Genomic DNA, 26,460 nt, shown 5'->3' on the forward strand with positions numbered 1-26,460 from the left:
GGCGGCCCACCAGCCTCAGGCCCGCCTCCCGCGGTCGGGCAGGCGCGTGTAGAGCTCGTCGATCTCCTCGGCGAACCGGGTGAGCGCCTCATCCCGCTTGACCTTGAGCGAGGGCGTGAGCAGGCCGTTGGCCACCGTGAAATCGGTGGGCAGGATGGTGAAGGTGCGGATCGACTCCGCCCGCGAGACCGACTCGTTGGTGCGGGCCACCGCCCGCTCCAGGGCCGCGCGCACCCTCGGATCCCGGGTGGCATCGACGACGTCCATCTCCGCCAGCCCATGGGAGCTCAGCCACAGGGGCAGCATCTCGGCATCCAGGGTCAGCAGTGCCCCCACGCAGGGCCGGTTGTCCCCCACGACGAGCACCTGGCTGACCAGCGGGTGGCCCCGCAGCCGGTCCTCCAGGGGGGCCGGGGCCACATTCTTGCCATTGGCGGTGACGATGATCTCCTTCTTGCGGCCCGTGATCCGCAGGAAGCCGCCGGCCTCGAACGATCCCAGATCCCCGGTGCGCAGCCACCCGTCCTCGGTGAAGGCGGCCCGGGTCTCCTCAGGCGCCTGGTGGTATCCGCTGAAGGTGCCGATGCCCTTGACCAGGACCTCGCCGTCATCGGCCAGGCGCACCGAGCACCCCGGCAGGGGCAGGCCGACAGTGCCGATGCGGGTGGCGCCGGGCAGGTTGACGGTGCACGGGCCCATCGTCTCTGTCAGGCCGTAGCCCTCCAGGACGCTGACCCCCGCCCCCCGGTAGAAGTGCCCCAGGCGCTCGCCCAGGGGCCCGCCGCCGGAGATGACGTAGGAGACCCGCCCGCCCAGGATCGCGCGCAGCCTGCTGAAGACCAGGCGGTCGAAGGCCGCGCGCTGGGCACGCAGGCCCCGCGAGGGGCCCTCGGGGGTGTCCAGGGCGCGGGAGTAGGCGATGGCCGTCTTGGCGGCCATGCGGAAGGCCTTCTGCCGCGTGCCGGTGGCCCGGGCATCGGCGGCGTTGTAGATCTTCTCGAAGACGCGGGGCACGGCCAGGACCGCGGTGGGGCGGAAGGACTCCAGGTCGGTCACCAGGTTCCGCACATCGGGCACATGCCCCAGCACCCCGGAGGCGGAGCACACGATCGCGATCTCGATGAAGCGCCCCAGCACATGGGCCAGGGGCAGGAAGAGCAGGATGCGCACCTCCGGCGCCTTGAGGACCTCGGGGACGTGCTCGCACACATTGACGCACAGCTGGACCAGATTGCCGTGGCTGAGCTCGGCCCCCTTGGGGCGGCCGGTGGTGCCCGAGGTGTAGACGATCGTGGCGGTCGTCGAGGAGGTCAGGGCCGCCGTGCGGCGGTCCAGCTCGGCGGGGTCGACACCCTTGCCGGCCTTGGTCAGCTCCAGGACCGCCTCGCGCTCCAGGCACAGCACCTGGAGGTCGGCGAGCTCGGGGTCACTCAGGCGCAGGGAGTCCACCATGGTCTCCATGGCCTCGTTCTCCACCAGTACCAGGCGCACGGACGAGTTGGTGAGGATCCAGTGGGCCTGGTCGGCGGAGGAGGTCTCGTAGATGGGGACGACGACGAGCCCCGCCTCCCAGGCGGCGAAGTCCATGAGGGTCCACTCATAGGAGGTGTGGGCCATGATGCCCACGGCCTGGCCGGCCTGGAGCCCCTTGGCCACCAGGCCCGCGGCGACCTCGCGGACCTGGGCGCGGAAGGCCCGGGCGCTGACCTCGCGCCAGCTGCGCCCCAGGGAGGCCTTGCGGGCCATGAGGACCCCGTCGGGGTTGCTGCGCTCGCGCTCTGCCAGCGCCCAGGGGGCGGTCATGCCCGAGTGGACGGGCAGGGCCAGGCGGGTGGAGAACTCCCGGGCCTGCGTGGACTGGGCGGTGCCGGGCTCGGAGGGCCGGGGGGAGGTGCGGTCGGGCATGGGGCAAGTATGCCGCCTCCTGCGGCGCGTCATGGAGGTGCGCTGACGGCGTCCGGTGGGTGGAGCCGCGGGCGCGCGTGCGCTCCGCGGTGCAGGGCGGTTCCTGTGGGGCCCGGCGATCAGGTCGCGTCCGCACCAGTGCCGCAGGCCGCGCACCCACTGCCCCGGCGCTTCCTCCTGGAAGGGGAGGGCCGGGGCCGGAGGTCAGGAGTCGACGGGGCCCTTCCTGGAGCCGCTGTAGATCTCGGCGATCGTCTGGGCGTGGGCCCGCATGACCTCGGCCCGCTTGACCTTGAGGGATGGGGTGAGCAGGCCGTTGGCCTCGGTGAAGTCGGTGGTCAGCACCCGGTAGGAGCGGATGGACTCGGCGCGGGAGACGGCGCGGTTGGTGCGCGCCACCGCCCGGTCCAGGGCCGCCAGCACCTGGGGGTGGGTGGAGGCCTCGACCACCCCCATCTCGGGCAGCCCGTGGTTGCGCAGCCACTGGGGCAGCATCTCGCGGTCCAGTGTGATGAGGGCGGAGATGAAGGGCTCGCCGTCGCCCAGGACGACGACCTGGCTGACCAGCGGGTGGCCGCGCAGGCGGTCCTCCAGGATGCTGGGCGCCACGTTCTTGCCGCCGGCGGTGATGATGAGCTCCTTCTTGCGCCCGGTGATGCTCACATAGCCGTCGGCGTCCAGGGAGCCGATGTCGCCGGTGCGGAACCACCCGTCGGGGGTGAAGGCCTCGGCATTGGCCTGGGGGTTGTTGTGGTAGCCGGAGAAGACGCCCAGGCCGCGGACCTGGATCTCGCCGTCCTGACCGATGCGGATCTCATTGCCGCACACGGGCGGGCCCACGGTGCCGATCTTGTTGAGCCAGTCGGGGTTGACCGAGACCGGGCCGATGGTCTCGGTCAGGCCGTAGCCCTCCAGGATCATCAGGCCCATGCCGCGGTAGAAGTGCCCCAGGCGCATGCCCAGGGGGCCGCCGCCGGAGATGATGCAGCGCGCGTGGGGGCCCAGCAGCGCACGGATCTTGCGGAAGACGAGGCGGTCGGCGACGCGGTGGGCGCTGCGCAGGGAGCGCGAGGGGCCCTCGGGGGTGTCCAGCGCCCGGGAGTACTCGATGCCCACCTTCGCGGCCCAGCGGAAGAGCTTGAGCCGGGCGCCGCTGCCGGCCTTGGCGTCGGCGGCGTTGTAGATCTTCTCCAGCACCCGGGGGACGGCCAGCACATAGGTGGGGCCGAAGGAGTCGAGGTCGGCCAGGAGCGACTTGACGTCCGGGGTGTGCCCCAGGACCCCGTCCCCGGCCAGGGAGAGCAGCTGGAGGCAGCGCGCGTAGACGTGGGCCAGGGGCAGGAAGAGCAGCAGGCGCACGTGGGGGCCCTCCAGGACCCCGGGCAGGTAGCGCACCCCGTGGTAGGGGATGCCCACCGCGTTGCGGTGGGTGAGCTCCACGCCCTTGGGGCGCCCGGTGGTCCCGGAGGTGTAGATGATCGAGTACAGGTCATCGACGTGCAGCGCCTCGGTGCGCTCCTCGACCTGGGCCGCGGTGATGTCGCGGCCGGCCTCGATGAGCACGGTGATGGCGTCGGAGTCCAGCGCCAGGGCATCGACCTCCTGGCCCGCGCGCTGCGCGGCGCTGCGCACGAGCTCGGCCAGGGCCCCGGTCTCGGTGATGACCATGCGCACCTGCGCATCGGTGAGGATCCACTCGATCTGCTCGGCCGAGCTGGTCTCGTAGATGGGCACCGAGACCAGGCCGGCGCGGGCCACGGCCATGTCCAGCAGGAACCAGTCGTAGGAGGTATGGGCCATGATGCCCACGGTGTCGCCCGCCTGGAGGCCGCGCCCGATGAGGCCCGCGGCCACGCGCACCACCTCCTGGCCGAAGCTGCGCGCCGAGACCTCCTGCCAGGCGCCGGTCACGGCCGACTTGCGCGCCACCAGGGGCGCCTCGCCGCTGCGGGCGATGCGCTGGGCCAGCATCCAGGGCACGGTCCAGTGCGCCTCGGGGGCGAAGGGGATCTCAGTGGCCGAGACCCCGTCGACGACGGCGGCCGGGTACAGGGACGGCCTCGCGGTGGCCTCGGGGGTGGCGTCGGTGCGGGTGCTCACCCGGTCATTCTTGCAGGGGAGGGCGGGCGGTCAGGCTGCCCCGGGGACACAGAAGCGCGGCAATGGTGTGAAGGATTTCACGTCAGTGCTCCCGGGTGGTGGGCCCCGTGCGGGGAGGCGCCGGGGGCGTGGCGGGCGGACGGCGGATGGGAGGGCCGGTCGGGGGCGATCGGCCCTGGGCCCGGACCGGGGGCGGGGGCCCTCGTCGGTGGCCGGCAGTGGACAGCGTGTGGAATTGACCATGCCATCACTCCGCGGTAACGTGTTGTCCGACACACAGTCGACGCGCGTCGACTGGGGACGGGGCGGCGGTCTGCTGTTCCCGCCCGCGGGAGTTTCAAGGAGGAAACACATGGCTCACCTTCCCCGTCGCCGGTTCATGCAGGGCTCGACCCTGGCGATCGCCCTGGCCTGCGCGGCCGCCTGCTCCAAGGAGAGCTCCGGCTCCTCCGGCGGTCCCGTCGCCTTCGAGGGGACCGGCCCCATCACCTGGGTGCAGGGCAAGGACAACTCCGGGGGCAAGGTCCAGGAGCGCATCGATGAGTGGAACAAGCTCTACCCCGATGAGGAGGTCACGCTCATCGAGCTGTCGGCCGAGGCCGACCAGCAGCGCAGCGAGTTCATCAACAACGCCCAGACCGGCTCCAGCACCTACGACGTCATCTCCGTGGACAACATCTGGGTCTCGGAGTTCGCCGCCAACCAGTGGATCGTCGAGTTGCCGGCCGATGAGCTGAAGAACGACGACATCATCCAGGCGGTGTGGGACACGGGGGTGTACCGCGAGAAGTTCTACGCCATGCCCTTCGCCACCGACGCCCCCATCATGTTCTACCGCAAGGACCTGCTGGAGCAGGCCGGCGCGAAGGTCCCCACCACCTGGGATGAGGTCAAGGCCGCCGTCGACGCCGTGCGCAAGTTGGAGGGCTACGAGTCCATCGGCGGCTTCGGCGGGCAGTGGGCCAAGTACGAGGGCCTGACCTGCAACATCTCGGAGTTCATCCACACCGCGGGCGGGGCCTTCTACGACGAGCAGGGCAAGCTCCTGCTCAACTCCCCCGAGAGCATCGCCGGGATGAACAACGCCGTCAACGGCTTCAAGGACGGCTACATCCCCAAGGAGGCCCTGGAGTGGAAGGAGGAGGACGGGCGCAACGCCTTCGAGTCGGGCAAGGTCCTCTTCTACCGCCAGTGGCCCTACCAGTACGCCAACAACCTGGAGAACCTGGGGACGGACAAGTTCGGCGTCGCCGCCCTGCCCAGCATCGACGGCAAGGACTTCGTGCCCACCCTGGGCGGACACAACTGCGGCATCACCGCCAACTGCAAGAACAAGGCCACCGCCCTGAAGTTCGTCAAGTGGTTCACCAATGAGGAGTCCGAGCGCTACGCCCTGGACACCCAGACCCTGGCCCCCATCCTCGGCTCCCTGTACGAGGACGCCGAGATGCTCGAGAAGTTCCCCTACCTGCCGATCCTCAAGGAATCCCTGGACAAGGCCAAGGGCCGCCCCCACGCCGTGCAGTACGGGGATGTCACCGCGGGCATCCAGGACGCCACCTACCCGGCGATCAAGGGGGAGACCACCGCCGAGGATGCCATCAAGGCCATGGAGACCACTCTCCAGGGCATCGAGAGCTGATCTCGAGCCGAGCTGTCAGCAGACCCAGATAGTGCGGGGCGGCAGGCCCGCGCCCACCACGCGCACGCCGCTGGTGCTGGTCAGAGCACCGGCACCAGCGGCCTGCGGGGGCGCCAGGACGCCGCCCCGGCCCGCGCAAGCGGGGACGGCACGCGAAGGACACCCATGACCACCCATACGCCGGCCCAGGCGGCCGATCCGCACCACCGCTCCAAAGGAGCCAAGGCCCAGTCGCGGCTGGCGATGATCCTCATCGCCCCCACCGTGCTGGTCCTCACCGTCGTCATCGTCATCCCCATCATCCAGTCCCTCATCCAGTCCCTGTACGGCAAGCCCGGGCTCGACCCCGAGACCGGCTTCTACACCGAGGGCGAGCCCTTTATCGGACTGGAGAACTACACCAAGATCTTCACCGAGGCGGGCGGCCGCTTCTGGACCGCCATGTTCAACACCACGCTCTTCGGCGTGGTCACCGTCCTGCTGGAGACGATCCTGGGGGTCGCCATGGCCCTCATCATGCACCGCGCCATGAGGGGCCGCGGGATCGTGCGCGCCTCCATCCTGGTGCCCTGGGCCATCCCCACGGCCGTCTCGGCCATCCTGTGGGGCTGGATCTTCAACCAGAACGGCGTGGCCAACGCGATCCTGGGTCAGCACATCATGTGGGCCTCGGGGAACTGGGGCGCCAAGTGGGCGATCATCATCGCCGATGTGTGGAAGACCGCGCCGTATATCGGCCTGCTGACCCTGGCCGGGCTCCAGGTCATCCCCGATGAGGTCTACGAGGCCGCCAAGATCGATGGCGCCAACGCCTGGAGGCGCTTCACGGCCATCACCCTGCCCCTGGTCAAGCCGGCCCTGGTGGTGGCGGTCCTCTTCCGCGCCCTGGACGCCCTGCGCATGTTCGACCTGCCCTACATCCTCATCGGGCCGCGCAAGGCCTCGGTGGAGACGATGTCCATGCTGGTCCAGGATGAGGCCTCCAATACCCGCTACGGCAGTGCCGCGGCCTATGCGCTCATCCTCTTCCTCTACGTCTTCATCATCGCCTTCGCCTTCGTCAAGATCCTGGGAGCCGACCTGGGCGCCTCCACCGAGCGCAGGCCGCGCAAGGGCGCCAAGCTCCCCGTCACCGCCTTCCTTCCCAAGCGCCGCCGTCCCGCTGACGCGCCCGTGGCCCAGGGAGCGAACAGGAGTCAGTCATGAGCACCCCAGTCGCAGCAGCTCCCGCCTCCTCGAAGGCGGATAAGCCCGCGGAGTACCGCTTCAAGCGCCACATCTGGGGCCAGGTCTTCTCCACCCTGGGCATCGGGCTCATCGTCATCTACTGCCTGGCGCCCTTCTACTGGATGCTGGTCTCCTCCCTGCGCCCGGACTCCGAGATCTTCGACAACAGCTGGTGGCCGGCCAACCCGTCGCTGGAGAACTACGAGGCGGTCTTCTCGGCGAAGAACAACTTCGTCTCCGGCCTGGTCAACTCCCTCATCGTCTCGGTGGCGGTGACGATCATCGCCCTGGCGGTCGCCACCTTCACCTCCTACGCCCTGGCGCGGCTGGACTTCCGGGGCAAGGGCATGCTGCTCATGCTCATCATCGCCACCTCGATGTTCCCCCTGGTGGCCATCATCGTGCCCCTGCTGAAGAACTTCTCCAACTGGGGCTGGGTGGACACCTACCAGGCGATGATCATCCCGGACCTGTCCTTCTCCCTGCCCCTGGCGGTGTGGAACCTCACGAGCTTCTTCCGCCAGATGCCCCAGGAGCTGGAGCAGGCCGCCATGGTGGACGGGTGCACCCCGGGGCAGGCCTTCCGCAAGGTCATCCTGCCGCTGGCCGCCCCCGGTATCTTCACCACGGCGATCATCATCTTCATCGGTGCGTGGAATGAGTTCCTCGTGGCCGTGACGATGATCAAGAACCCCGCGATGCAGCCCGCGACAGTGCTGCTGGCCAAGTTCACCGGGGCCACGCAGTTCAACACCCCCTTCGGCTCGCAGATGGCTGCTGGAGTGGTGATGACCCTGCCACTGGTCCTCATGGTGCTGTTCTTCCAGCGCCGCATCGTGGCCGGACTGGCCGCCGGGGGCGTGAAGTAGCCCCGGCCCGTTCTCTCACAGTCACGACCGGCTCGTCGGCCTGAGCCGCCCGAGGCCCGCCTCACTGCGGGCGGCTCAGGCCGATGCCTGTCCGATCCATCCTCGCCGGTGATCGGCGGCCCCTGGCGGCCCGCCGGTGCCCGCTGCCCCTCGCCCCCTGGAGCCCGCCATGCCCCACCTCGATGCCCCTGATCGTGCCGATGCCGGCGCCTGGTGGCGCGACGCCGTCATCTACCAGGTCTACCCGCGCTCCTTCGCCGACTCCGACGGCGACGGCCTGGGCGACCTGCCCGGCATCCGCCGGCACGTGGACCACTTGGCGGCCCTGGGCGTGGACGCCGTCTGGCTCTCCCCGTTCTACCCCTCCCCGCAGGTCGACGCCGGCTACGACGTCTCGGACTACTGCGGCGTCGCCCCGGAGTACGGCACCCTGGAGGACTTCGACGCCCTGGTGGGCGACCTGCACGCCGCGGGCCTGAGGGTCATCATCGACCTGGTCCCCAACCACAGCTCCTGGGACCACCCCTGGTTCCGCCGGGCCCTGGCGGCGGGGCCCGGCTCGCCCGAGCGCGAGCGCTACATCTTCCGCCACAGCCCGCGGGCCGCGCCCAACAACTGGGGCTCCCTGTTCGGCGGGCCAGCCTGGCAGGCGGTCGAGCCCCTGACCGGTCAGGAGTGCGACCGCGGGTGGTGGTACCTCCACCTCTTCGCCGCCGAGCAGCCGGACTTCAACTGGGACAACGAGGAGGTCCGTGCCCACTTCCGCGACGTCCTGCGCTTCTGGGTGGCGCGCGGAGTCGACGGCTTCCGGGTCGACGTGGCCCATGGCCTGGCCAAGGCCCCGGGCCTGCCCGACGACGAGCTGGGCCCCGACCGCTGGAACGTGGCCGGGGCGGCGCAGGGCGGCGCCGTCGAGAAGCGCCCCGATACCGGGCCTGCCTTCAACCAGCCGGGGGTTCACGAGATCTACCGCGAGTGGCGCCGCGTCCTGGACGGGCTGGGGCCCGACCTGCTGCTCGTGGCCGAGGCCTGGGTGGAGCCGGAGGAGGAGTCCGCCCTCTACGTGCGCCCCGACGAGATGGGCCAGGCCTTCAACTTCGCCTTCCTGCGGGCCGGGTGGCAGGCGGCCGAGATCCGCCGGGTCATTGACGCCTCCCTGGCGGCCAACGGCGCCGTGGGAGCCCCGACCACCTGGGTGCTGTCCAACCACGACGTCGTGCGCCACACCACCCGCTTCGGCTACCCGCCGGGGACCGGGACCGATGCGGGCATCGGCCCGGGCGACCCCCAGCCCGATGCCGCCCTGGGCCTGGCCCGGGCGCGCGCGGCCTGCCTGCTCATGCTGGGCCTGCCGGGCAGCGCCTACCTCTACCAGGGCGAGGAGCTGGGCCTTCCCGAGCACACCACCTTGGCGGACGAGGCGCGCCAGGACCCCACCTGGGAGCGCACCGGGGGCTCCGTGCGGGGGCGCGACGGCTGCCGCGTCCCCCTGCCCTGGAGCCCGGGTGGCGAGTCCTACGGCTTCAACAGCACCGGCCGCACCTGGCTGCCCCAGCCCCAGGGGTGGGGCGCCTACAGCCCGCCGGCCCAGGAGCAGGACCCCGGCTTCACACTGGCGCTCTACCGCCGGTGCCTGGCCCTCAGACGGGAGCTGGGCCTGGGGCGGGGAGGATGCCAGTGGCTGAGCACCCCTCCGGGAGTGCTGGCGCTGCGCAACCGGGGGGTGACCATCGTGCTCAACACCACCGGCACCGACTACCACCACCGCGAGCCCGGCAGGCTGCTCCTGGCCTCCTGGGCGGCGGGCGATGAGGCCCGGGGCGGCCCCGCGGGGCAGCGGAGCGACGGCGTCGTCGTGCCCGCCAACGGCTGCTGCTGGTGGCGGGCCGAGGCGCCGGCCCTCACGGGGCAGGACCAGGGCACCGGCGGGAGCCGGGAGCCGCAGGACTCCAACGGCCCCACCCGCTGAGGATCGGCGCAGCGGTGCGGACTGGGGCGGAGCAGGAGGACGGCGATGGCCGCGACGCGCGCTGAGGTCGCCCGGCTGGCCGGGGTCTCGCCCTCCACCGTCACCTACGTGCTCACCGGGCAGCGCTCCACCACTGCCGCGACCCGGGAGCGGGTGCTGCGGGCCGTGGAGGAGCTGGGCTACCTGCCCAACACCGCGGCCCGCTCCCTGGCCTCCCGGGGGATGCGGTCGGTCGGAGTGCTGTTCCGCAGGCAGCGCACGACCATCGACGCCAATGACCTGGACTACGTGGATGGGGCGCGCGCGGCCCTGGAGAGCAGGGGCATCCAGGTGGTCCTGCCGGTGCTCAGCTCGGGGGCGGTGGCCACCGAGCTGGACACCATGGTGCGCTCCCAGTCGGTGGATGGGGCGATCCTCATGGATGTGGTGCGCCGCGACCTCAGGGAGCGGCTCCTGCGCGAGGCCGGTCTGCCCACGGTGATGATCGGGACCTCCGGGGTGGCCGGCGGGGCGCCGTCCATCGACGCGGACTTCGACCAGATGGCGCTGTGCGCCCTGGAGCACCTCAGGGCCCTGGGCCACCGGCGGATCCTGGGACTCATGCGCCGCGTGGGCGGGCGGGACGCCAACGCCTACCATGCGGCGATCCGCGGGCTGAGGCGGTCGGTCTGCCGGCTGGGTATGGAGGCGGTGATCCGGAGCGAGCCGGACAGCGCCCTGGTAGGGGCGGACCTGGTGGGGCGCGGGGGACTGGTGGAGGACTGCACCGCCGTGGTGGCCAACAATCCCGTGGCGGTCATCGGCCTGGCCTGCGCCACGCGCGCCTACGGGCTGCGCATCCCCCAGGACCTGTCCGTCATCGCCCTGGGGGTCACCGAGTACCGGGGCCGCCCGGATGCGGCCTTCAGCGAGTGCAGTGTGGACCGTGAGGCGATGGGGCGCACCGCCGGCGAGCTGCTGCTGCACCATGCGCGCGGCGAGACGGTGGCGCGGCGGGTCCTCATTCCCTCGCGCCTCATCGACCGGGGCTCGACGGCGCCGCCGGCCTGAGGCCGCGTCCATCCCAACCGCGGTCTTCCCCCTCTGGACGCGGATCCGCCCCCTGAGGATGGGCGAATCCGCGTCCAGAAGGGGAGAACCGCGGGCGCGGGGCCCTCTACTTCTTGGCGGGGGCCTGGCCCAGCTCGACGGCGGTCACGGTCACGGGGGCGCTCTCGGCCGTACCGCCGTCCGCGCCCGCCTCGGGGGCCGGAGCGGTCTCGACGGTGAAGGGACCGGTGACCTTGGCGGCCTCGACCAGGTCCGTGCGCACGGCCTCGATGGCCCGGGCATGCTCGGGCTCCGCCGCCAGGGCCACCGAGAGGATCGGCGTCCTCTGGCTGGTCTTGGCCTCGGACTTCACCTTGCGCAGCGCCGCCAGGGCCGCGCCCGCCTGGGCCACCAGGGCGGGGTCGGCACCGGCCGCGGCCCGGCGCAGGGCCTCGGCCCCGGGCCAGGCGGCGCGGTGCACCGAGCCGGTGCGGTACCAGCTCCACACCTCCTCGGTGGCGAAGGGCAGGAAGGGGGCGAAGAGCCGCACGAAGGTGTCCACCGCGATGGCCAGCGTGGTGCGGGCGCTGCGCACCGCACCGGCCCCATGCTCTCCCCCCAGGTCATTGGCGCGGTCCTTGACCAGCTCGATGTAGTCATCGCAGAAGGTCCAGAAGAAGGACTCGGCCACCTCCAGGGCGCGGGCGTGCCCGAAGTCCTCGAAGGCGGCCGTGGCCGTCTCGACCACCTCGGCCAGGGCCGCCAGCACCGCCCGGTCGATCGGCTCGCTCACCTGGGAGGCATCCAGGCTCGGGGCCGGAACCGCGGCCAGCGCCTCCTCATCGGCGTCCCACGGGATGCCCATGGACAGGGCGAACTTGGAGGCGTTGAGGATCTTGATGGCCAGGCGGCGGCCGATCTTGATCTGGGTCTCCTCGAAGGCGGCGTCCATGCCCAGGCGGGCCGAGGCCGCCCAGTAGCGCACCGCGTCGGAGCCGTACTTCTCCAGCAGGCCCATGGGGGTGACCACATTGCCCTTGGACTTGCTCATCTTCTTGCGGTCGGGGTCCAGGATCCACCCGGAGATGCCCGCATGCCGCCACGGCAGGGAGCCGAATTCCAGGTCGGCGCGGACCACCGAGGAGAACAGCCAGGTGCGGATGATGTCCTGGCCCTGGGGGCGCAGGTCCATGGGGTAGACCCGGGCGAACAGGTCCTCGTCGCCCAGCCAGCCCGAGGCCAGCTGGGGGGTCAGGGAGGAGGTGGCCCAGGTGTCCATGATGTCGAGCTCGCCGACGAACCCGCCCGGCTCGCCGCGCTGGTCCTCGGTGTAGCCCGCGGGGACGTCGGAGGAGGGGTCGACGGGCAGGTCGGCCTCATCGGGGGTGATGATGGCGTCGTGGTCGACCTCGCCGTCGGCCCCCACGCGGTACCACACGGGGAAGGGCACGCCGAAGAAGCGCTGGCGGGAGATGAGCCAGTCGTTGTTCAGGCCCCCCACCCAGTTCTCGTAGCGCACCCGCATGAAGTCGGGGTGGAAGTCCAGCTCCTGCCCGCGCTCCAGCAGCTCGGCGGCCAGGTCCTTGCCCGAGGCCGGGTTGGTCCACTGCCTGCCGCCGTTGCGGATGTACCACTGGCGGGAGGTGACGATCTCCAGGGGCTTGTCGCCCTTCTCGAAGAAGTTCGTCTGGCGCACGGTCCTCACCGGCTCCCCGCGCAGCTCCCCGCTGGCCGTCAGCTCGGCCACCAGGGCCTCTCGGGCGGAGAAGGCGGTCTTGCCCGCCATGGCCGCGTAGGCGGCGCGCCCGGCCTCGGAGGTGATCCACTCGGGGGTCTCGGTCTCGATGCGCCCGTCCTTGCGCAGGATGGCGCGCAGCGGCAGGCCCAGGTCCCGCCACCAGTCGATGTCGGTGGTGTCGCCGAAGGTGCAGCACATGGCGATGCCCGCGCCCTTGTCCCGCTCCGCGGCGGGGTGGGCCAGGACCGGGACCTCGACGCCGAAGACGGGGGAGGCCACCGTGGTGCCGAACAGGGGCTGGTAGCGCTCGTCGTCGGGGTGGGCCACCAGGGCCACGCAGGCGGCCAGCAGCTCGGGGCGGGTGGTCTCGATGCACACGTCATGGGTGCCGCCGGGGCCCTGCTCCACCGGGGCCCCGGCCGCGGCGGCGCGCTGGGCGGCCTCGGCATCGACGAGGTGGAAGGCCAGGCGGTGGTAGAAGCCCGGGTACTCACGGGACTCCAGCTCGGCCTGGGCCACGGCGGTCTGGAAGGTCACGTCCCACAGGCCGGGTGCCGCGGCCTGGTAGGCCTCGCCGCGGGCCAGGTTGCGCAGGAAGGCGGCCTGGGCCACCTGGCGGGCCCGCTCGCCGATGGTCTGGTAGGTGTGCGACCAGTCCACGCTCAGGCCCAGGCGCCGCCACAGGGCCTCGAAGAGCTTCTCGTCCTCTAGGGTCAGGCGCTCGCACAGCTCGACGAAGTTCCTGCGCGAGACCGGCACCTGGTCCCTGGCCTTGATGGACTTGCCCTCGCCACCCTCATGGGGCGGGGTGAAACCGGGCTCGTAGGGCAGGGAGGGGTCGCAGCGCACCCCGAAGTAGTTCTGGACCCGGCGCTCGGTGGGCAGGCCGTTGTCGTCCCAGCCCATGGGGTAGAACACCGCCTTGCCGCGCATGCGCTGGAAGCGCGCCACGGTGTCGGTGTGGGTGTAGGAGAAGACGTGCCCCACGTGCAGGGAGCCCGAGACGGTGGGGGGAGGGGTGTCGATGGAGAAGACCTCGGAGCGCTGGGCACCGCGGTCGAAGGCGTAGGTTCCGGCCTCCTCCCAGTGCTGGCCCCAGGCCTCCTCCAGCCCATCGGCGCTGACCCTGTCCGGCACGCGCGGGCTGTGGAGCTCGGAGGGCAGGTGGCGGGAGGTCCGCTCGGAGGAGGAGGTCTCAGACATGGGCGTGATTCTGTCACGTCCGGTGCGCGGGCCTCGACACGGCCCGCTGTGAGGTCGGCGGAGGCACCGCCCGCCGCGCTGGGGCGCTGGGCGCCGCCGCCCGAGCCGCCGCCTGCGCAGTGCCCCGGCGCGGGTGCCCCGGCCGCGCCTCTTGGTACACTCGTACCACAGCGGGATCGAGGAGGACCCCGCGGGCAGGAGACGAGCGGACACCATGGCAGGCATGATCCCGAACCCAGTGGAGGACCCATCTGCGGACCCATCCGGGCGGTCATCGGAGCCCCCGCCCGTGGAGTCCTCCGGCCACTCGGGCCGGAGCGCCGGGCCCGCCGACCAGGTCTCCCAGCGCCTGCGCGAGCTGAGCGAGCACGCCGGGGTCCTGACCCGCAAGAACACCCACCTGGCCAATGCCCTGCGCGCCGCCCGCACCGAGCTGGCCGCCCTCCACGAGGACATCGAGGCCCTCCAGCGCCCGCCCCTGGCCCACGCCACCGTCCTGGCCGTCGACGCCACCGAGCGCACCGCCGACGTGTCCATCGCCGGGCGCCGCCACCGCGTGGGCATCGGTCCGGCCGTGGTGGCCTCCGCCCTGGAGCCGGGCGCCGACGTCGTCCTCAACGAGCACCTGGTCATCACCACCCGCGCCCGGGCCCCGCGCTTCGGGGAGGTCGTCACGGTCAAGGAGACCTACGACGACGGCACCGTGCTCGTCCTGGCCCGCCACGACGAGGAGCAGGTCCTGGCCCTGTCCGGCGCGCTGGCGGCCCACCGTCCCCGGGTGGGGGACGCCCTGGTGGCCGACCTGGCCGTGCGCATGGCCCTGCGCCCGGTGGTGCGCTCCGAGGTCGAGGAGCTGGTCCTGGAGGAGGTGCCCGACGTCGGCTACGGCGACATCGGGGGACTGGGCTCCCAGATCGAGCTCATCCGCGACGCCGTCGAGCTGCCCTTCCTCCACCCCGGCCTCTACCGGGAGCACCGGCTCGCGCCCCCGCGCGGGGTGCTCCTCTACGGCCCCCCGGGCTGCGGCAAGACCCTCATCGCCAAGGCCGTGGCCGCCTCCCTGGGCGGCGGGGGCCGGGGGGAGGCCTACTTCCTCAACATCAAGGGCCCCCAGCTGCTGGACAAGTACGTGGGGGAGACCGAGCGGCGCATCCGCGTCATCTTCGCCCGCGCCCGGGAGAAGGCCGCCACCGGCGTTCCCGTCGTCGTCTTCTTCGACGAGATGGACTCCCTGTTCCGCACCCGCGGCTCGGGGCGCTCCTCGGACGTCGAGACCACCGTGGTGCCCCAGATGCTCGCCGAGATCGACGGGGTCGATGAGCTCGACAACGTGGTGGTCATCGGCGCCACCAACCGCGAGGACATGATCGACCCCGCGATCCTGCGACCCGGCCGCCTGGACGTCAAGATCCACATCGGGCGCCCCGACGCCGCCGGGGCCGCCGAGATCCTGGCCGCCTACCTCACCGCCGACCTGCCCCTGGACGAGGCGCTGGTGGAGGACTCGGGCGGCCGCCCCCAGGCGGTGGAGGCCCTCATCGGGCGCGTGGTCGAGCGGCTCTACACCCGCAGCGAGCGCACCGAGATGGTCGAGCTGACCCACGCCGACGGCCAGATCGAGATCCTCCACGCCGCCGACCTGGTCTCGGGGGCCATGCTCGCCAACATCGTGGACCGGGCCAAGAAGGCGGCGGTCAAGGACCTGGTGGCCCACGGCAGGCGCGGCCTGCGGCCCGAGCACCTGGAGCGGGCCGTCAGCGAGGAGATCGCCGAGAACGAGGGCCTGCCCGCCACCGTCCACCCCGATGACTGGGCGCGGGTCTCCGGGCGGCGCGGCGCCCCCGTGGTCTCCATGCGCGTCCTGCACCGATCCCGCCAGGAGTGAGCCGCGATGGAGATGGAGCAGGTGCACGTGGAGGGCGCGGGCGCGCAGCGGGCCGGCGGGGCCGTGGGAGGCGTGGCGGGCATGGGCGTCATGGGATTGGAGACCGAGTACGGCATCCTGGGCGCCACCGCTGAGGAGGTGGTGACCGCCTGCCTGGAGGCGGCGCGCGCCGAGGGCCGGGCCGAGGGCGTGCGCTGGGACTACTCCGGGGAGTACCCGCTGCGCGACGCCCGCGGCTTCGAGGTCGACCGCTCCGCCGTCGACCCCTCCCTGCTCACCGACACCGGCGCCTCGGTGGAGGGGCCCGTGCCCGGGCGCACCCGCACCAGCGCCGTCGTGCGCCTGACCGCCCAGGAGGAGGCCTGGCAGCGCGGCACCGCCACCTGCCTGCCCGACGGCGGGCGCCTCTACGTCGACCACGGGCACCCCGAGTACGCCACCCCCGAGTGCACCGGCCCCGCCCAGGCCGTCCTGGCCGACCGCGCCGGGGAGCTGCTGCTCACCCGCGCCGCCGCGCTGCTGCGATCCCGGGGCACGCAGGCCCGCCTGTTCAAGAACAACATCGACGGCAAGGGCGCCACCTACGGAACCCACGAGAACTACCTCGTGCCCCGCGCCATCGCCTTCGAGGACCTGGTGGCCGCCCTGGTGCCCTACCTCGTGGCGCGCCCCCTCCTGGTGGGCTCGGGCCGTGTGGGCACCGGCGTCATCAGCGACAACGCCGAGTTCCAGATCTGCCAGCGCGCCGACTACATCGAGCGCGTCGTGGGCCTGGGCACCACCGTGGACCGGCCCCTGGTCAACACCCGCGACGAGCCCCACGCCGACCCCGCCAGGTGGCGGCGCCTGCACGTCATCGTCGGGGACGCCAACACCTTCGACACCATCGCCTGGCTCAAGCTCGGCATGACCTCCCTGGTGCTCCAGGCCCTGGGCGGGGGCCCGTCCGAGGCCTGGCGCGCCCTGGAGCTGGCCGATCCCGTGGCCGGCGCCCGGGCCGTCTCGCGCGACACCGCCCTGGCCGGAACCCTGGAGCTGGCCGACGGCGGGCGCATCAGCCCCCTGGAGATCCTGGAGGCCTACCTCAACCGGGTCCGCGACCATCTGGAGCGCCGCGGGATCGAGCCGCCCCGGCCCACCGGCGACCCCCTGAGCCCCGACCTGGGCGCCCTGGCCGACGGCCTGGACGCCCAGGGCCGGGAGACCGGGGCGATCCTGGCCTTCTGGGAGGCCTCCCTCACAGCGCTGCGCGCCCGGCGCGACGGTGATGCCGGCGCCGCGGGGCACCTGGAGTGGGTGGCCAAGGAGCAGCTCATCACCGCCACCGCCGCCCGCCACCCCGGTGAGCACGGCCATGCCGTCCTGCACGCCGTGGACCTGTCGTGGTCCGAGCTCGGGCGGCCCCTGGCCGAGCGCGTCCCCGCCGGATCCCGGGCCCGCTCCCAGCTGGGGGCCGAGCGCATCGCCGCGGCCCTGGGCGAGCCTCCCGCCACCACCAGGGCCTGGCTGCGCGGCCGTCTCGTGGGCTCCCTCGAGGCGCAGGTCGTGGCCGCGGGCTGGCACTCCATGGTGCTGGAGACCGGTGAGCGGCACCACCGGCGCCTGCCCCTGACCGACCCGCTCGCCTTCACCTGCGCCCAGGTCGGGGAGCGCATCGAGGGGGCCCGCGATGCGCGCGAGGTCCTGGCCGCCCTGACCGGGGAGGACTGCGATGCGCTCGGCGGCACCACCGCCGGGGCCCCGGCCCCGGGCGGGGCGGCCGCGATCGCGCATGACGGCGGGCCCGGCGGCGCAGGCCGCCGCGCACCGCACGACCCACCAGACAACGCACCAGAGGAGACCCCGCATGAGTGAGTTCGCCCAGCCTTCCCGCATCCGCCATGAGGACCCCGCCCCCGACGACGCCCCGGAGCCCGGCCCGGCCGGCCCCGCCCGCGGCCAGGGCCTGGAATCCGTGCTGGACATGATCGACGACGTGCTGGCCGTCGACGCCCAGGAGTTCGTGCGCGGATTCGTGCAGAAGGGCGGCCAGTGAGCGCCCCTGGCCCCCGGGTCACCGGGCTGGAGACCGAGTTCGCCGTCCTGTGCGCGCCCACCGGTGGGGCCCGGGGGGAGGGGCCGGAGCCGCCCGACGTCGAGGCCGCCGCCGCCCTGCTCTTCCGCCACCGGCCGGCGGGCTACCGCAGCAACAACCTCTTCCTGCCCAACGGCGGGCGCCTCTACCTCGATGTCGGCTCCCACCCCGAGTACGCCACCGCCGAGTGCCTGGCCGTGCGCGACCTGGTGGCCCAGGACCAGGCGGGCAAGGCGATCCTGGCGGCCATGGCCGCCCGCGCCGAGGAGGAGCTGCGGGCCCGCGGCCTGAGCGCCCGCCTCCACCTGCTGGCCAACAACACCGACTCCGCCGGCCACACCTACGGCTGCCACGAGAGCTACTCCGTGCCCCGCGACCTCGATGAGGAGGCGGTCCTGCCGGTCCTGGCCTCCTTCCTGGCCACGCGCCCCCTCCTGGTGGGCTCGGGGACCCCCCTGGCGGGCCCCGCCGCCGACGGCCGGCCCGGCCCGGCGGGCGCCGATGGGCAGGACGAGGACCTGTCCTGGGCGCTGTCCCCGCGTGCCCCCCATCTGCGGGCACTGACCTCGGCGGACACCACGGGCCGGCGGGCCCTCATCAACACCCGGGATGAGCCCCACGCCGACCCCGCCCGCCTGCGCCGCCTCCACGTCACCTGCGCCGACACCACCATCGCCGAGCCCACCACCGCTCTGCGCTCCGCCCTGACCCTGGCCCTCCTGGACGCCCTGGAGTCCGGGCAGGGCTTCTCCGACCTCATCCTGGCCGACCCCCTGGAGACCCTGGCCTCCCTGGGCACCAGCTCCTGGGGGCGGGTCCCCGCCCGCACCCTCGATGGGCGCCGCCTCAGCGCCGTGGACATCCAGGAGGCCTTCCTGGAGCGCCTCCTGGACTTCGTGCAGCGCCACGACCCGCCCGCCGCCCTGGAGGGCGCCGGGCACCTCCTGAGCGACCTGGCCCCGCGGGTCATCACCGCCCTGCGCCGCCGCGAGACCAGCGGCATCGAGACCGAGATCGACTGGGCCATCAAGCGCCGCCTGCTGCGGGCCCAGCGCGAGCGCCACGGCGGGCTGGGCGGCGAGGCCCTGGAGGCCCTGCGCTCGCGGATCGACCTGGCCTACCACGACCTGCACCCGCAGACGGGGCTGGCCGGGCGCTTGGAGGCCCAGGGCGCCATGGCCCGCCTGTGCACCCCCCGGGAGCGCGAGCGCGCCCAGCAGGCGCCCCCCGCCACCCGCGCCCAGCTGCGGGGCGCCTTCATCCGGGCCTGCCTGGACAAGGGCGCCGACTTCTCCGTGACCTGGGAGGGCCTGCGCCTGGACTCCCCGCCGACCACCCCGGTGGATCTGCCCGACCCCCTGACGGCGCAGGACCCCCAGGCCGAGAGCCTCATCGAGAAGGTCCGCTCCCTGCGGCCCGAGCAGATGCGCCAGATCGACCTGGTGGGCCGAGGCGGCCTGGGAGCGCCGGGGTAGGCCCGCCTCCTCGCGCGCCAGGTCCGGCCCCGCGGCCCCCTGCTCCCAAAGCAGCGGGCGCCCCGCCTCCTCGCGCGCCAGGTCCGGCAGTGGTGGTGGCGTGGTGGGTGCGCTCATCGGGTTGGGCCGTGGCCCGACCGCGGAGGGGTGCGGCAGACTTGACGATAATGATTATCGGTAATAGTAAATGTGCTGTGGATGCGCTCTCCGCGGCCGTCGGCGCCCGGGCCCCGGCCGGGGTGCCGGCTGCGCCCATGCGCGGGACTCCCCGGTCCTGCTGTGGTCTGACTGCCGTCATGGTCTGCGGCGCGCACCCTGCAGTCGTGCTGCGGTGACCGCAAGGGCCCCGGGTCCCCTGGTGGGCCCCGGTGAAGGGTGGATATGCTTAGGCTGTCCTAACCAATAATGGTCGTCGCGGATCTTGTCCGATCAGCACTGCTGCTCACGGAACGTGCAAGGAGAGGAAGAAGGCTCATGCCCTCACAGGACCCCACGGATGCGGTGCCCGCACCCGCCGACGGCAGGACGGTGCACTCATCGGCCCGAAGAGGCCCGGCGGACTCCGCCCTGGGCACCCGCAACCTCATGACCATCGCAGCCCTGGCAGTGGTGGGCATGATCCTCCTGCTCCCCCTGAACTACCTGGCACCCGCCGCCGTGGCCGACCCCAGGACCCTATTCATCGGCTGCTCCATCATGGGGCTGTGGGTGGTGCCCTACCTCCTGCCCGCCACCGTGGTGCGCCGCCCCGGGGCGGTCATGATCGCCGCCCTCATCATGGGCATCATCTCCGTGTTCACCACTCCGGCGGGCCCCAGTGCCATCATCGGCAACCTCCTGGGCGGTGCCTTCATCGAGATCCCCCTGGCGCTCATGCTCTACCGCGCCTGGGCCTGGTGGTCCTACCTCATCGGCGCCGCCTGCTTCGGCCTCATCAACGGGCTGCTCTACATCACGGTGCTGGGAACCTCTGGTGGCGTCGGGACCTCGGCATTCCTGCTGGCGGTCTCCGTCGGCTCGGCCCTGGCCGGAGGCGGGCTGACGATCCTGCTGACCCGCCTGCTCCACCAGGCGGGCGTCGCCATCGATCACCGTGCCTGACGCCTCCACCCCCGCCCTGCAGGCCCTGGTCCAGGCCGAGGCCCTCTCGGTGCACTACCTGGGCACCGGGAGGTGGGTCCTGGACGGGGTGACCATGGACCACCTCAGCGGCACGGTCACCGCCATCGTCGGGCCCTCCGGCTGCGGCAAGACCACTCTGGTGCGCGCCCTGTGCGGGCTCATCCCCCATAGCCTGCCCTCCCAGTACGCCGGCAGCCTGCGCCTGGCCGGCACTGAGATGGCCCAGGCCGGCATCGGCTTCCTGTCCGAGCACGTCGGCTACGTGGGGCAGAACCCGGATGCCGCGGTCGTCACCCGCACCGTCTACGACGACGTCGCCTTCCCCCTGCAGAACCTCTGCCTGGAGCGCCAGGAGATCGACGGCCGCGTGCGCAAGGCGCTGGCGCTGGTGGGACTGGGCGCGCGCGCCTGGGACAGCCCCTGGCGCCTCTCGGGCGGCCAGCGCCAGCGCCTGGCCCTGGCCGTCGCCCTGGCGCTGCGCCCCGAGCTGCTCATCCTCGATGAGCCCACCAGCACCATCGATCCCGACGGCCGCCAGGAGTTCTACTCCCTCATCACCGCCATGGTGGGGCAGGGAACCGGGGTGGTCGTCATCGATCACGACCTCGACCCCATCCTGCCGGTGGTCGACCAGGTCCTGGCGCTGGATGCCCAGGGCCGCACCATCGCCCTGGGGCCGCCGCGGGAGACCTTCCTGGCCCGTCGCCACCGGCTCCAGGAGGCCGGGGTGTGGATGCCCCGGGCCCTGCGCGAGCCCGAGAGCCGCCGATGCGCCGACCAGGCGCGCCCGGGGGCCCCAGACCCGCAGGCGCCGGATGCGGGCGCGAGAGCGCTGACCTGCCAGGAGGCGGGCATCGCCATGCCGGGCCTCGACCACTTCTGCGAGCCCGATCAGGTCACCTACCACCGGCGCGGGCCGCGGGGCTGGGAGCGGGTCGCCCGCCTCGACGCCCTGGCGGGGGGAGCCCGCGAGGGCGATGAGGGGCCCAGGGGCCAGGAGGAGCCCACCGCCGTCGCCCAGATCCCGGCGCCGGGCCGGGCCCTGGTGGATCTGGACGGCCTGGAGGTCGAGGGACGGTGCCCGCCAGTGTCCATGCGCCTGGGAGGCGGCGAGCTCGTGGCCGTCATCGGCCCCAACGGGGCGGGCAAGTCCTCCTTCCTCGCGGCCCTGGCCGGCCTGGTCCCCTCACACTCGGTGCGGGCGACCGTGCACGGCATGCCAGTGCGGCGCGGGCGTCACGCGGTGGGATACGTCTTCCAGAACCCCGAGCACCAGTTCGTGACCTCCAGCGTGCGCAAGGAGCTCGCGCTGGGAGGCACCGGGGCGCAGCGGGTCGACCAGCTCATGGAGCAGTTCCACCTCGCCGGGCACCGCGACCAGCACCCCATGACGCTCTCCGGGGGCCAGGCCCGGCGCCTGTCCGTGGCCACTATGATCAGTGAGGAGCGCGAGGTGATCGTTCTGGACGAGCCCACCTACGGCCAGGACTGGGTCTGCACGCGCGAGCTCATGGCCTTCATCGCGCACCTGCGCTCCCAGGGCCGCACCGTCATCATGGCCACTCACGACCTCGAGCTCGCCATGGAGCACTGCACCGGCATCGTGGCCCTGCCCCTCCGCTCCGGGGCCATGACGAGCACAGGTGGCACCGGTGCCGCGCGAGGGCCCGCCCCGGACCCGGGACCGCGCCCCAGCGGGCGCCGCGGCCTGCTCACCGGGCTCAACCCCCTGACGCCCCTCATCGCGCTCCTGCCCGCCATGGGCCTCGTCCTGGCGCTCAGGAGCACCGGCTTCAACCTCTCCGTCCTGGCAGCCACCAGCCTGCTCATCGTCGGGGCCCGGGCCGAGCGGCGCCGTGCCCTGGCGGCCCTGGTCTGTCCCTGGGCGCTCAGCGCCCTCCTGGTATGGCTGTTCTCGCGGACCAATGCCATGGCCTCCAACGAGCGGGTGATCGACCTGGGCTCGGCCAGCGCGACTGGCACCGGGATCGGGGCGCTGGTGGGCATCGCCCTGGTCTGCGGCATCGCCACCGCGCCCGAGGCCCTCATCCGCGCCCTGACCGGGACCCTCCACATGCCCTACCGGCTGGGCGCTGCCGGCACCGCAGCCGTCGCCTTCATCACCCGCTTCCACGAGGACTTCGGCCTGCTGCGCACCGCCCGCGCCTTGCGAGGGGTGGGCCGGCGCTGGGGGCCGCTGGCGCCCCTGGTGCGCTGGGCCGGCTCCATCGTGCCCCTGATGATCCTGGCGATCCAGCACGCCGAGCGCGTGTCCCTGTCCATGGATTCGCGTGCCTTCGGCGCCCACCGCCACCGCACTGAGATGGTCCAGGAGACCTGGCGCCTGCGCGACTGGCTGGTGGTGGGCGGCACCTGGGCGCTCCTGGCAGTGGCGCGGGGGGCAGGGCTATGAGCAGTGGCGGGCACGGCGCCGTCGATGGGCCGGTCGGTGACCGCCCTCGCGGGATGGGTGATGGACGGCCCGGTGCGCCGGGTCCCGGCAGTTGCCCGCCATCAGCGGGCCGCAGCAGGTGGGACCGGGAGAGGCCGGAGGAGAACTCGTGACTGTGACCGTTTCCGATCTGGTCAGGCCCGCGCGCGGCCCGATGATCCTCTCCGGTGCCCTGACCGCGCTCAGCGCGGTGCTGTCCACCGTGCCCTACATCGCCCTGCATGCCATGGCCTCCATCTGGCTGGGGGAGAGCCGCGCCAGCGGCTGGGCGGCCCGGCCCTGGGCCTGGGCGGCTATCGCCTGCCTCAGCCTCCTGGCCTCCCAGATCCTCTACGGGGTGGGCCTGGGGATCACCCACCTGGCCGAGGCCCGGCTGCGCCGCTCCCTGCGCCAGCGGCTGGTGCGCACCCTTGGCAGCCTGCCGTTGGGCCGTGTGGAGAGGATCCCCCGCGGCGCGGTCCGCAAGATGGTGTGCGACGACACCTCCGCCATCCACACCCTGGTGGCCCACGTCCCCGGTGACGTGACCAATGCCGTCGTCGGGACTGCCGCGGGCCTGGGCTACCTGCTGTGGGTGGATTGGCGCCTGGCCCTGGCCCTGGCGGCGCTCTGGGGGCTGTCGGCGGCGGGTGTCGCGGCCTCCATGCGCGGCATGGGCGACATCACCGAGGGGTTCGGGCAGGCCCAGACCGGTCTGGCCGCGGCCACCGTCGAGATGCTCGAGGGCATCAAGGAGATCAAGAGCTTCCAGGCCACAGACACCACCCGCACGCGCTTCAGCGCCGCCCGCACCGAGTTCTCGCGACTGTCCTACCAGTGGGTGGCAGGGTCGGGGCGGGCCCTGAGCCTCATGAGCGCCCTGCTGCGCCCCTCCACCGTCTTCGCCTGCGTGGCACCACTGGCGGTGCTCTTCACCTCTGAGGGATGGATGCCGCTGTCAGCCACACTGCCCTTCTTCCTGCTGGCGCCAGGGCTGCCCTCCGGACTGCTCATCCTGGTGGGGCTGATGCAGCACCTCTACGAGTCCCGCATGGCCGCCCAGTCCACTGCCGAGCTGCTATCCCAGGACCCCATGCCCCAGGGCGGGCACATCGAGGGGGAGGGGCCCGCCCCGGGGCGGGTGGAGGTCGAGGGCGTCACCTTCGGCTACGAGCCGGGCAGCCCTGTGCTGCGGGACGTGTCCCTAGTGGCCCGGCCCGGGACCGTCACCGCCCTGGTGGGGCCCTCGGGGGGAGGCAAGTCCACCCTGGCCCGCCTCATCATGCGCTTCTACGACGTCGATGAGGGCGCGGTGCGGATCAGCGGCGTGGATGTGCGCGAGGCCGGCTTCCCCTGGCTGCTCTCCCGTGTGGCCATCGTCCTGCAGGACGTGGCCCTGAGCCACGACTCGGTCCATGACAACATCGCCCTGGGCCGGCCCGGGGCCACGCGCGACCAGGTGGAGGCCGCTGCCAGGGCCGCCTGCATCCACGAGCGCATCATGCGCCTGCCCCACGGCTACGACACCATCCTGGGCCAGGAGGGAGGAGTCCTGTCCGGGGGCGAGCAACAGCGCGTGACCATCGCTCGCGCCTACCTGCAGGACGCCCCCATCGTCCTGCTCGATGAGGCAACGGCGCAGGCCGACCCCGCCGCCGAGCGCGACATCCACCAGGCGCTGTCCGCTCTGGCTGCCGGCCGCACCGTCATCATCATCGCCCACCGCCTGTCCACCATCCGCGACGCCGATCAGATCCTGGTCATCGACTCCGGTGCCGTCGTCGAGCGCGGTACTCACGATGAGCTGATGACGGCCCAGGGGCTGTACGCCTCGATGTGGCGCAGTCAGAACGAGCCGCTGGGAGGGGAGCCCGCAGGGGAGCCGGGCACGGATCCGCCGAGCGGCCAGGCCAGTGGCGGGGCGAGCAGGGGGCACCCGCAGGCAGGAGGCGAGGAGGCATGATGAAGCGGTCGAGCATGCGAGCCCTCATGGAGGGCGTGGTCAACATGCGTGAGATGCGGAGGATCACCGCCTGGTTCGTGGCCTCCGCCCTCCTGCAGGGCACAGCCCTGGCCCTCATGATCCCCTTCCTGCGGGCCCTCTACAGGCACTCGCCCTCGGTGGGCCTCTGGCTGGCGGCCGTCATGGCGCTGGGGGCGGCGGCCTTCATCACCAGCACGATCGCCATGAACCTCTCCTACAGGGTCAGCGTCTTCGAGATCTGCGACACCATGGTGGACCATGTCGCCAATCACGTGCTGAGACTGCCGCTGGGCTGGTTCAACGCCCAGCGGCAGGCGGAGGTGGTCAACGCGACCTCCAAGGAGGTCAACACCCTGTCCCACTTGGCCTCCATGGTCGTGCCCAACCTGTGCAACGCCTTCATCGTGCCCCTGGTCATGCTGGTGGCCACCGCTGTCGTCGAATGGCCCCTGGCACTCATCATGGCCCTGTCCGTCGGCCCCCTGGTGCTGGTGTGGCGGCGCATGTCCCAGACCATCACCCGCGCCAACGAGCTGGAGGACGCCGCCTCCGCCCAGGCTGCGGGGAGGCTGGTGGAGTACGCCCGCCTCCAGCCCGTCCTGCGCGCCTCGGGCCGCACCGAGGAGGGGTGGGGGCCGGCGCTCCAGGCCCTGGAGGCCGACTCCCGCGCCACCCTGGAGGGGCTGCGCCTCAAGGGCCGGCCCGCCCAGGGCTTCACCCTGACCGTCAACCTCGCCTTCGCCCTGGTGATGGCCGTGGGACTGTCCCTGGTCAGCGGCCACGAGCTCGACGCCGTGGCCTACCTGGCCATCATGGCCGTCACCGCGCGCATGCTCATGCCCCTGACGACAGCGGCCCTGTACGCCGTCGAGTACGACAACGCCAGGGTGGCGCTGCGCTCCGTCCGCGAGATCCTCGACGCGCAGCCCCTGCCCGACCCCGAGCCGCAGGAGGTCGAGCGGCCCCGGGGAACGGCCATCGCCCTGGACGGGGTGTCCTTCGCCTATGAGGAGGGGCAGCAGGTCCTGGATGGAGTGAGCCTGAGCGCCCCACAGGGGCGCGTGACCGCCCTGGTGGGTCCCTCGGGCGCAGGGAAATCCACGATCCTGCGCCTGGCCGCCCGCTTCTGGGATGCGGACCAGGGCAGCGTCAGCATGGGAGGGGTCGACGTGTGCCGCCTGCCCGCCGCGCAGATCATGGCCATGACCTCCATGGTCTTCCAGGAGGTCTACCTGTTCGACACCACCATCGCCGAGAACCTGCGCATCGCTCGGCCCGGGGCCACCGACGCGGAGCTGGAGGAGGCGGCCCGCCGTGCTCGCCTGGACCGTGTCATCGAGGCCCTGCCCAACGGATGGCAGACGCGGGTGGGACCGGGGGGACTGAGCCTTTCCGGGGGTGAGCGCCAGCGTGTGGCCATCGCCCGGGCCTTCATCAAGGACGCGCCGATCCTCCTGCTCGATGAGATCACCTCTGCCCTGGATGGGGAGAACGAGGCGGCGATCACCGAGGTGGTGCGCGAGCTCTCCCGCGGGCGGACCGTCATCGTGGTGGCCCATCGCCTCTCCACCATCCGCCAGGCTGACCAGATCGTCTTCCTTCAGCCCACACCGCGCGGCGCCAGGGTCGCTCAGCGAGGCGGGCCCGAGGCGCTGGCACAGGTGGAGGGCCCCTTCCGCGACTTCATCGAGGCTTCGACGGCCTCCTCCCGTTGGCGCCTGACCCGCCCCTGACCCTGCGCCTTCGCCTCCTCGCGCCGAGCCCAGCATCCTCCGCCGAGTTCGGCTGGGCCGGGATGGGCAGGGCC

At 72.5% G+C, this 26,460-nt stretch carries 16 protein-coding genes; 13 read left to right on the plus strand and 3 right to left on the minus strand.

The genetic code is table 11. The annotated features are described in order from the left end of the window. Positions 1-15: 15 nt before the first annotated feature. A complete protein-coding gene (locus J5X07_RS01940) occupies positions 16-1,905 on the minus strand; it encodes an AMP-dependent synthetase/ligase (protein WP_208478491.1) in 1,890 nt (629 codons plus the stop codon). A gap of 204 nt (positions 1,906-2,109) precedes the next feature. Then, the gene (locus J5X07_RS01945) at positions 2,110-3,957 is read right to left on the minus strand and encodes an AMP-dependent synthetase/ligase (protein ID WP_243896333.1); all 1,848 of its coding nucleotides are present in this window, start codon (positions 3,955-3,957) and stop codon (positions 2,110-2,112) included. Positions 3,958-4,357: 400 nt separating this feature from the next. Between J5X07_RS01945 and J5X07_RS01950 the strand changes: the two genes are divergently transcribed. The 5 genes from J5X07_RS01950 (at position 4,358) to J5X07_RS01970 (ending at position 10,762) form a co-directional block, all read left to right on the plus strand. Next, the gene (locus J5X07_RS01950) at positions 4,358-5,647 is read left to right on the plus strand and encodes an ABC transporter substrate-binding protein (RefSeq protein WP_124933266.1); all 1,290 of its coding nucleotides are present in this window, start codon (positions 4,358-4,360) and stop codon (positions 5,645-5,647) included. Positions 5,648-5,812: 165 nt separating this feature from the next. Next, positions 5,813-6,853 (plus strand): carbohydrate ABC transporter permease, encoded by a 1,041-nt coding sequence (locus J5X07_RS01955; RefSeq protein ID WP_208478492.1) that lies wholly within the window; start codon positions 5,813-5,815, stop codon positions 6,851-6,853. After that, a complete protein-coding gene (locus tag J5X07_RS01960) occupies positions 6,850-7,743 on the plus strand; it encodes a carbohydrate ABC transporter permease (RefSeq protein WP_124933268.1) in 894 nt (297 codons plus the stop codon). The genes J5X07_RS01955 and J5X07_RS01960 overlap by 4 nt, the downstream gene beginning before the upstream one ends. A gap of 169 nt (positions 7,744-7,912) precedes the next feature. Further along, entirely contained in the window at positions 7,913-9,712 is a 1,800-nt protein-coding gene (locus tag J5X07_RS01965) for a glycoside hydrolase family 13 protein (RefSeq protein WP_208478493.1), read from the plus strand. A gap of 45 nt (positions 9,713-9,757) precedes the next feature. Next, entirely contained in the window at positions 9,758-10,762 is a 1,005-nt protein-coding gene (locus J5X07_RS01970) for a LacI family DNA-binding transcriptional regulator (protein ID WP_208478494.1), read from the plus strand. Between the two features lie 106 nt (positions 10,763-10,868). On the opposite strand, the gene valS is transcribed toward J5X07_RS01970, so the two are convergent. Next, positions 10,869-13,682 carry a valine--tRNA ligase gene (valS, locus tag J5X07_RS01975; protein ID WP_208478495.1) on the minus strand — a complete coding sequence of 938 codons (2,814 nt, stop codon included), beginning with the start codon at positions 13,680-13,682 and terminating at the stop codon, positions 10,869-10,871. Positions 13,683-13,905: 223 nt separating this feature from the next. Here valS and arc point away from each other — a divergent pair, with 223 nt between their 5' ends. From arc to J5X07_RS02015, 8 genes are all read left to right on the plus strand, one after another. After that, entirely contained in the window at positions 13,906-15,567 is a 1,662-nt protein-coding gene (arc, locus tag J5X07_RS01980; protein WP_208478496.1) for a proteasome ATPase, read from the plus strand. A gap of 6 nt (positions 15,568-15,573) precedes the next feature. Next, the gene (locus J5X07_RS01985; RefSeq protein WP_243896325.1) at positions 15,574-17,421 is read left to right on the plus strand and encodes a proteasome accessory factor PafA2 family protein; all 1,848 of its coding nucleotides are present in this window, start codon (positions 15,574-15,576) and stop codon (positions 17,419-17,421) included. After that, on the plus strand, positions 17,414-17,602 hold the full coding sequence (locus J5X07_RS01990) for a ubiquitin-like protein Pup (RefSeq protein ID WP_124933273.1): 189 nt from the start codon (positions 17,414-17,416) through the stop codon (positions 17,600-17,602). Before J5X07_RS01985 ends, J5X07_RS01990 begins: the two co-directional genes overlap by 8 nt. Next, entirely contained in the window at positions 17,599-19,116 is a 1,518-nt protein-coding gene (locus J5X07_RS01995; RefSeq protein WP_208478497.1) for a proteasome accessory factor PafA2 family protein, read from the plus strand. The genes J5X07_RS01990 and J5X07_RS01995 overlap by 4 nt, the downstream gene beginning before the upstream one ends. 474 nt (positions 19,117-19,590) lie before the next feature. Beyond that, a complete protein-coding gene (locus tag J5X07_RS02000; RefSeq protein ID WP_208478498.1) occupies positions 19,591-20,217 on the plus strand; it encodes an ECF transporter S component in 627 nt (208 codons plus the stop codon). Beyond that, entirely contained in the window at positions 20,210-22,651 is a 2,442-nt protein-coding gene (locus J5X07_RS02005; RefSeq protein ID WP_341769374.1) for an ATP-binding cassette domain-containing protein, read from the plus strand. The genes J5X07_RS02000 and J5X07_RS02005 overlap by 8 nt, the downstream gene beginning before the upstream one ends. Positions 22,652-22,799: 148 nt before the next feature. Further along, positions 22,800-24,632, plus strand: coding sequence for an ABC transporter ATP-binding protein (locus J5X07_RS02010; RefSeq protein ID WP_424924073.1), 1,833 nt, complete (start codon positions 22,800-22,802; stop codon positions 24,630-24,632). Then, complete coding sequence (locus J5X07_RS02015) at positions 24,632-26,386, plus strand: ABC transporter ATP-binding protein (protein WP_481736481.1); 1,755 nt, start codon at positions 24,632-24,634, stop codon at positions 26,384-26,386. Before J5X07_RS02010 ends, J5X07_RS02015 begins: the two co-directional genes overlap by 1 nt. Positions 26,387-26,460 lie beyond the last annotated feature (74 nt).

This window comes from Actinomyces bowdenii, assembly GCF_017592395.1.
GTDB classification, from domain to species: Bacteria; Actinomycetota; Actinomycetes; order Actinomycetales; family Actinomycetaceae; genus Actinomyces; species Actinomyces bowdenii.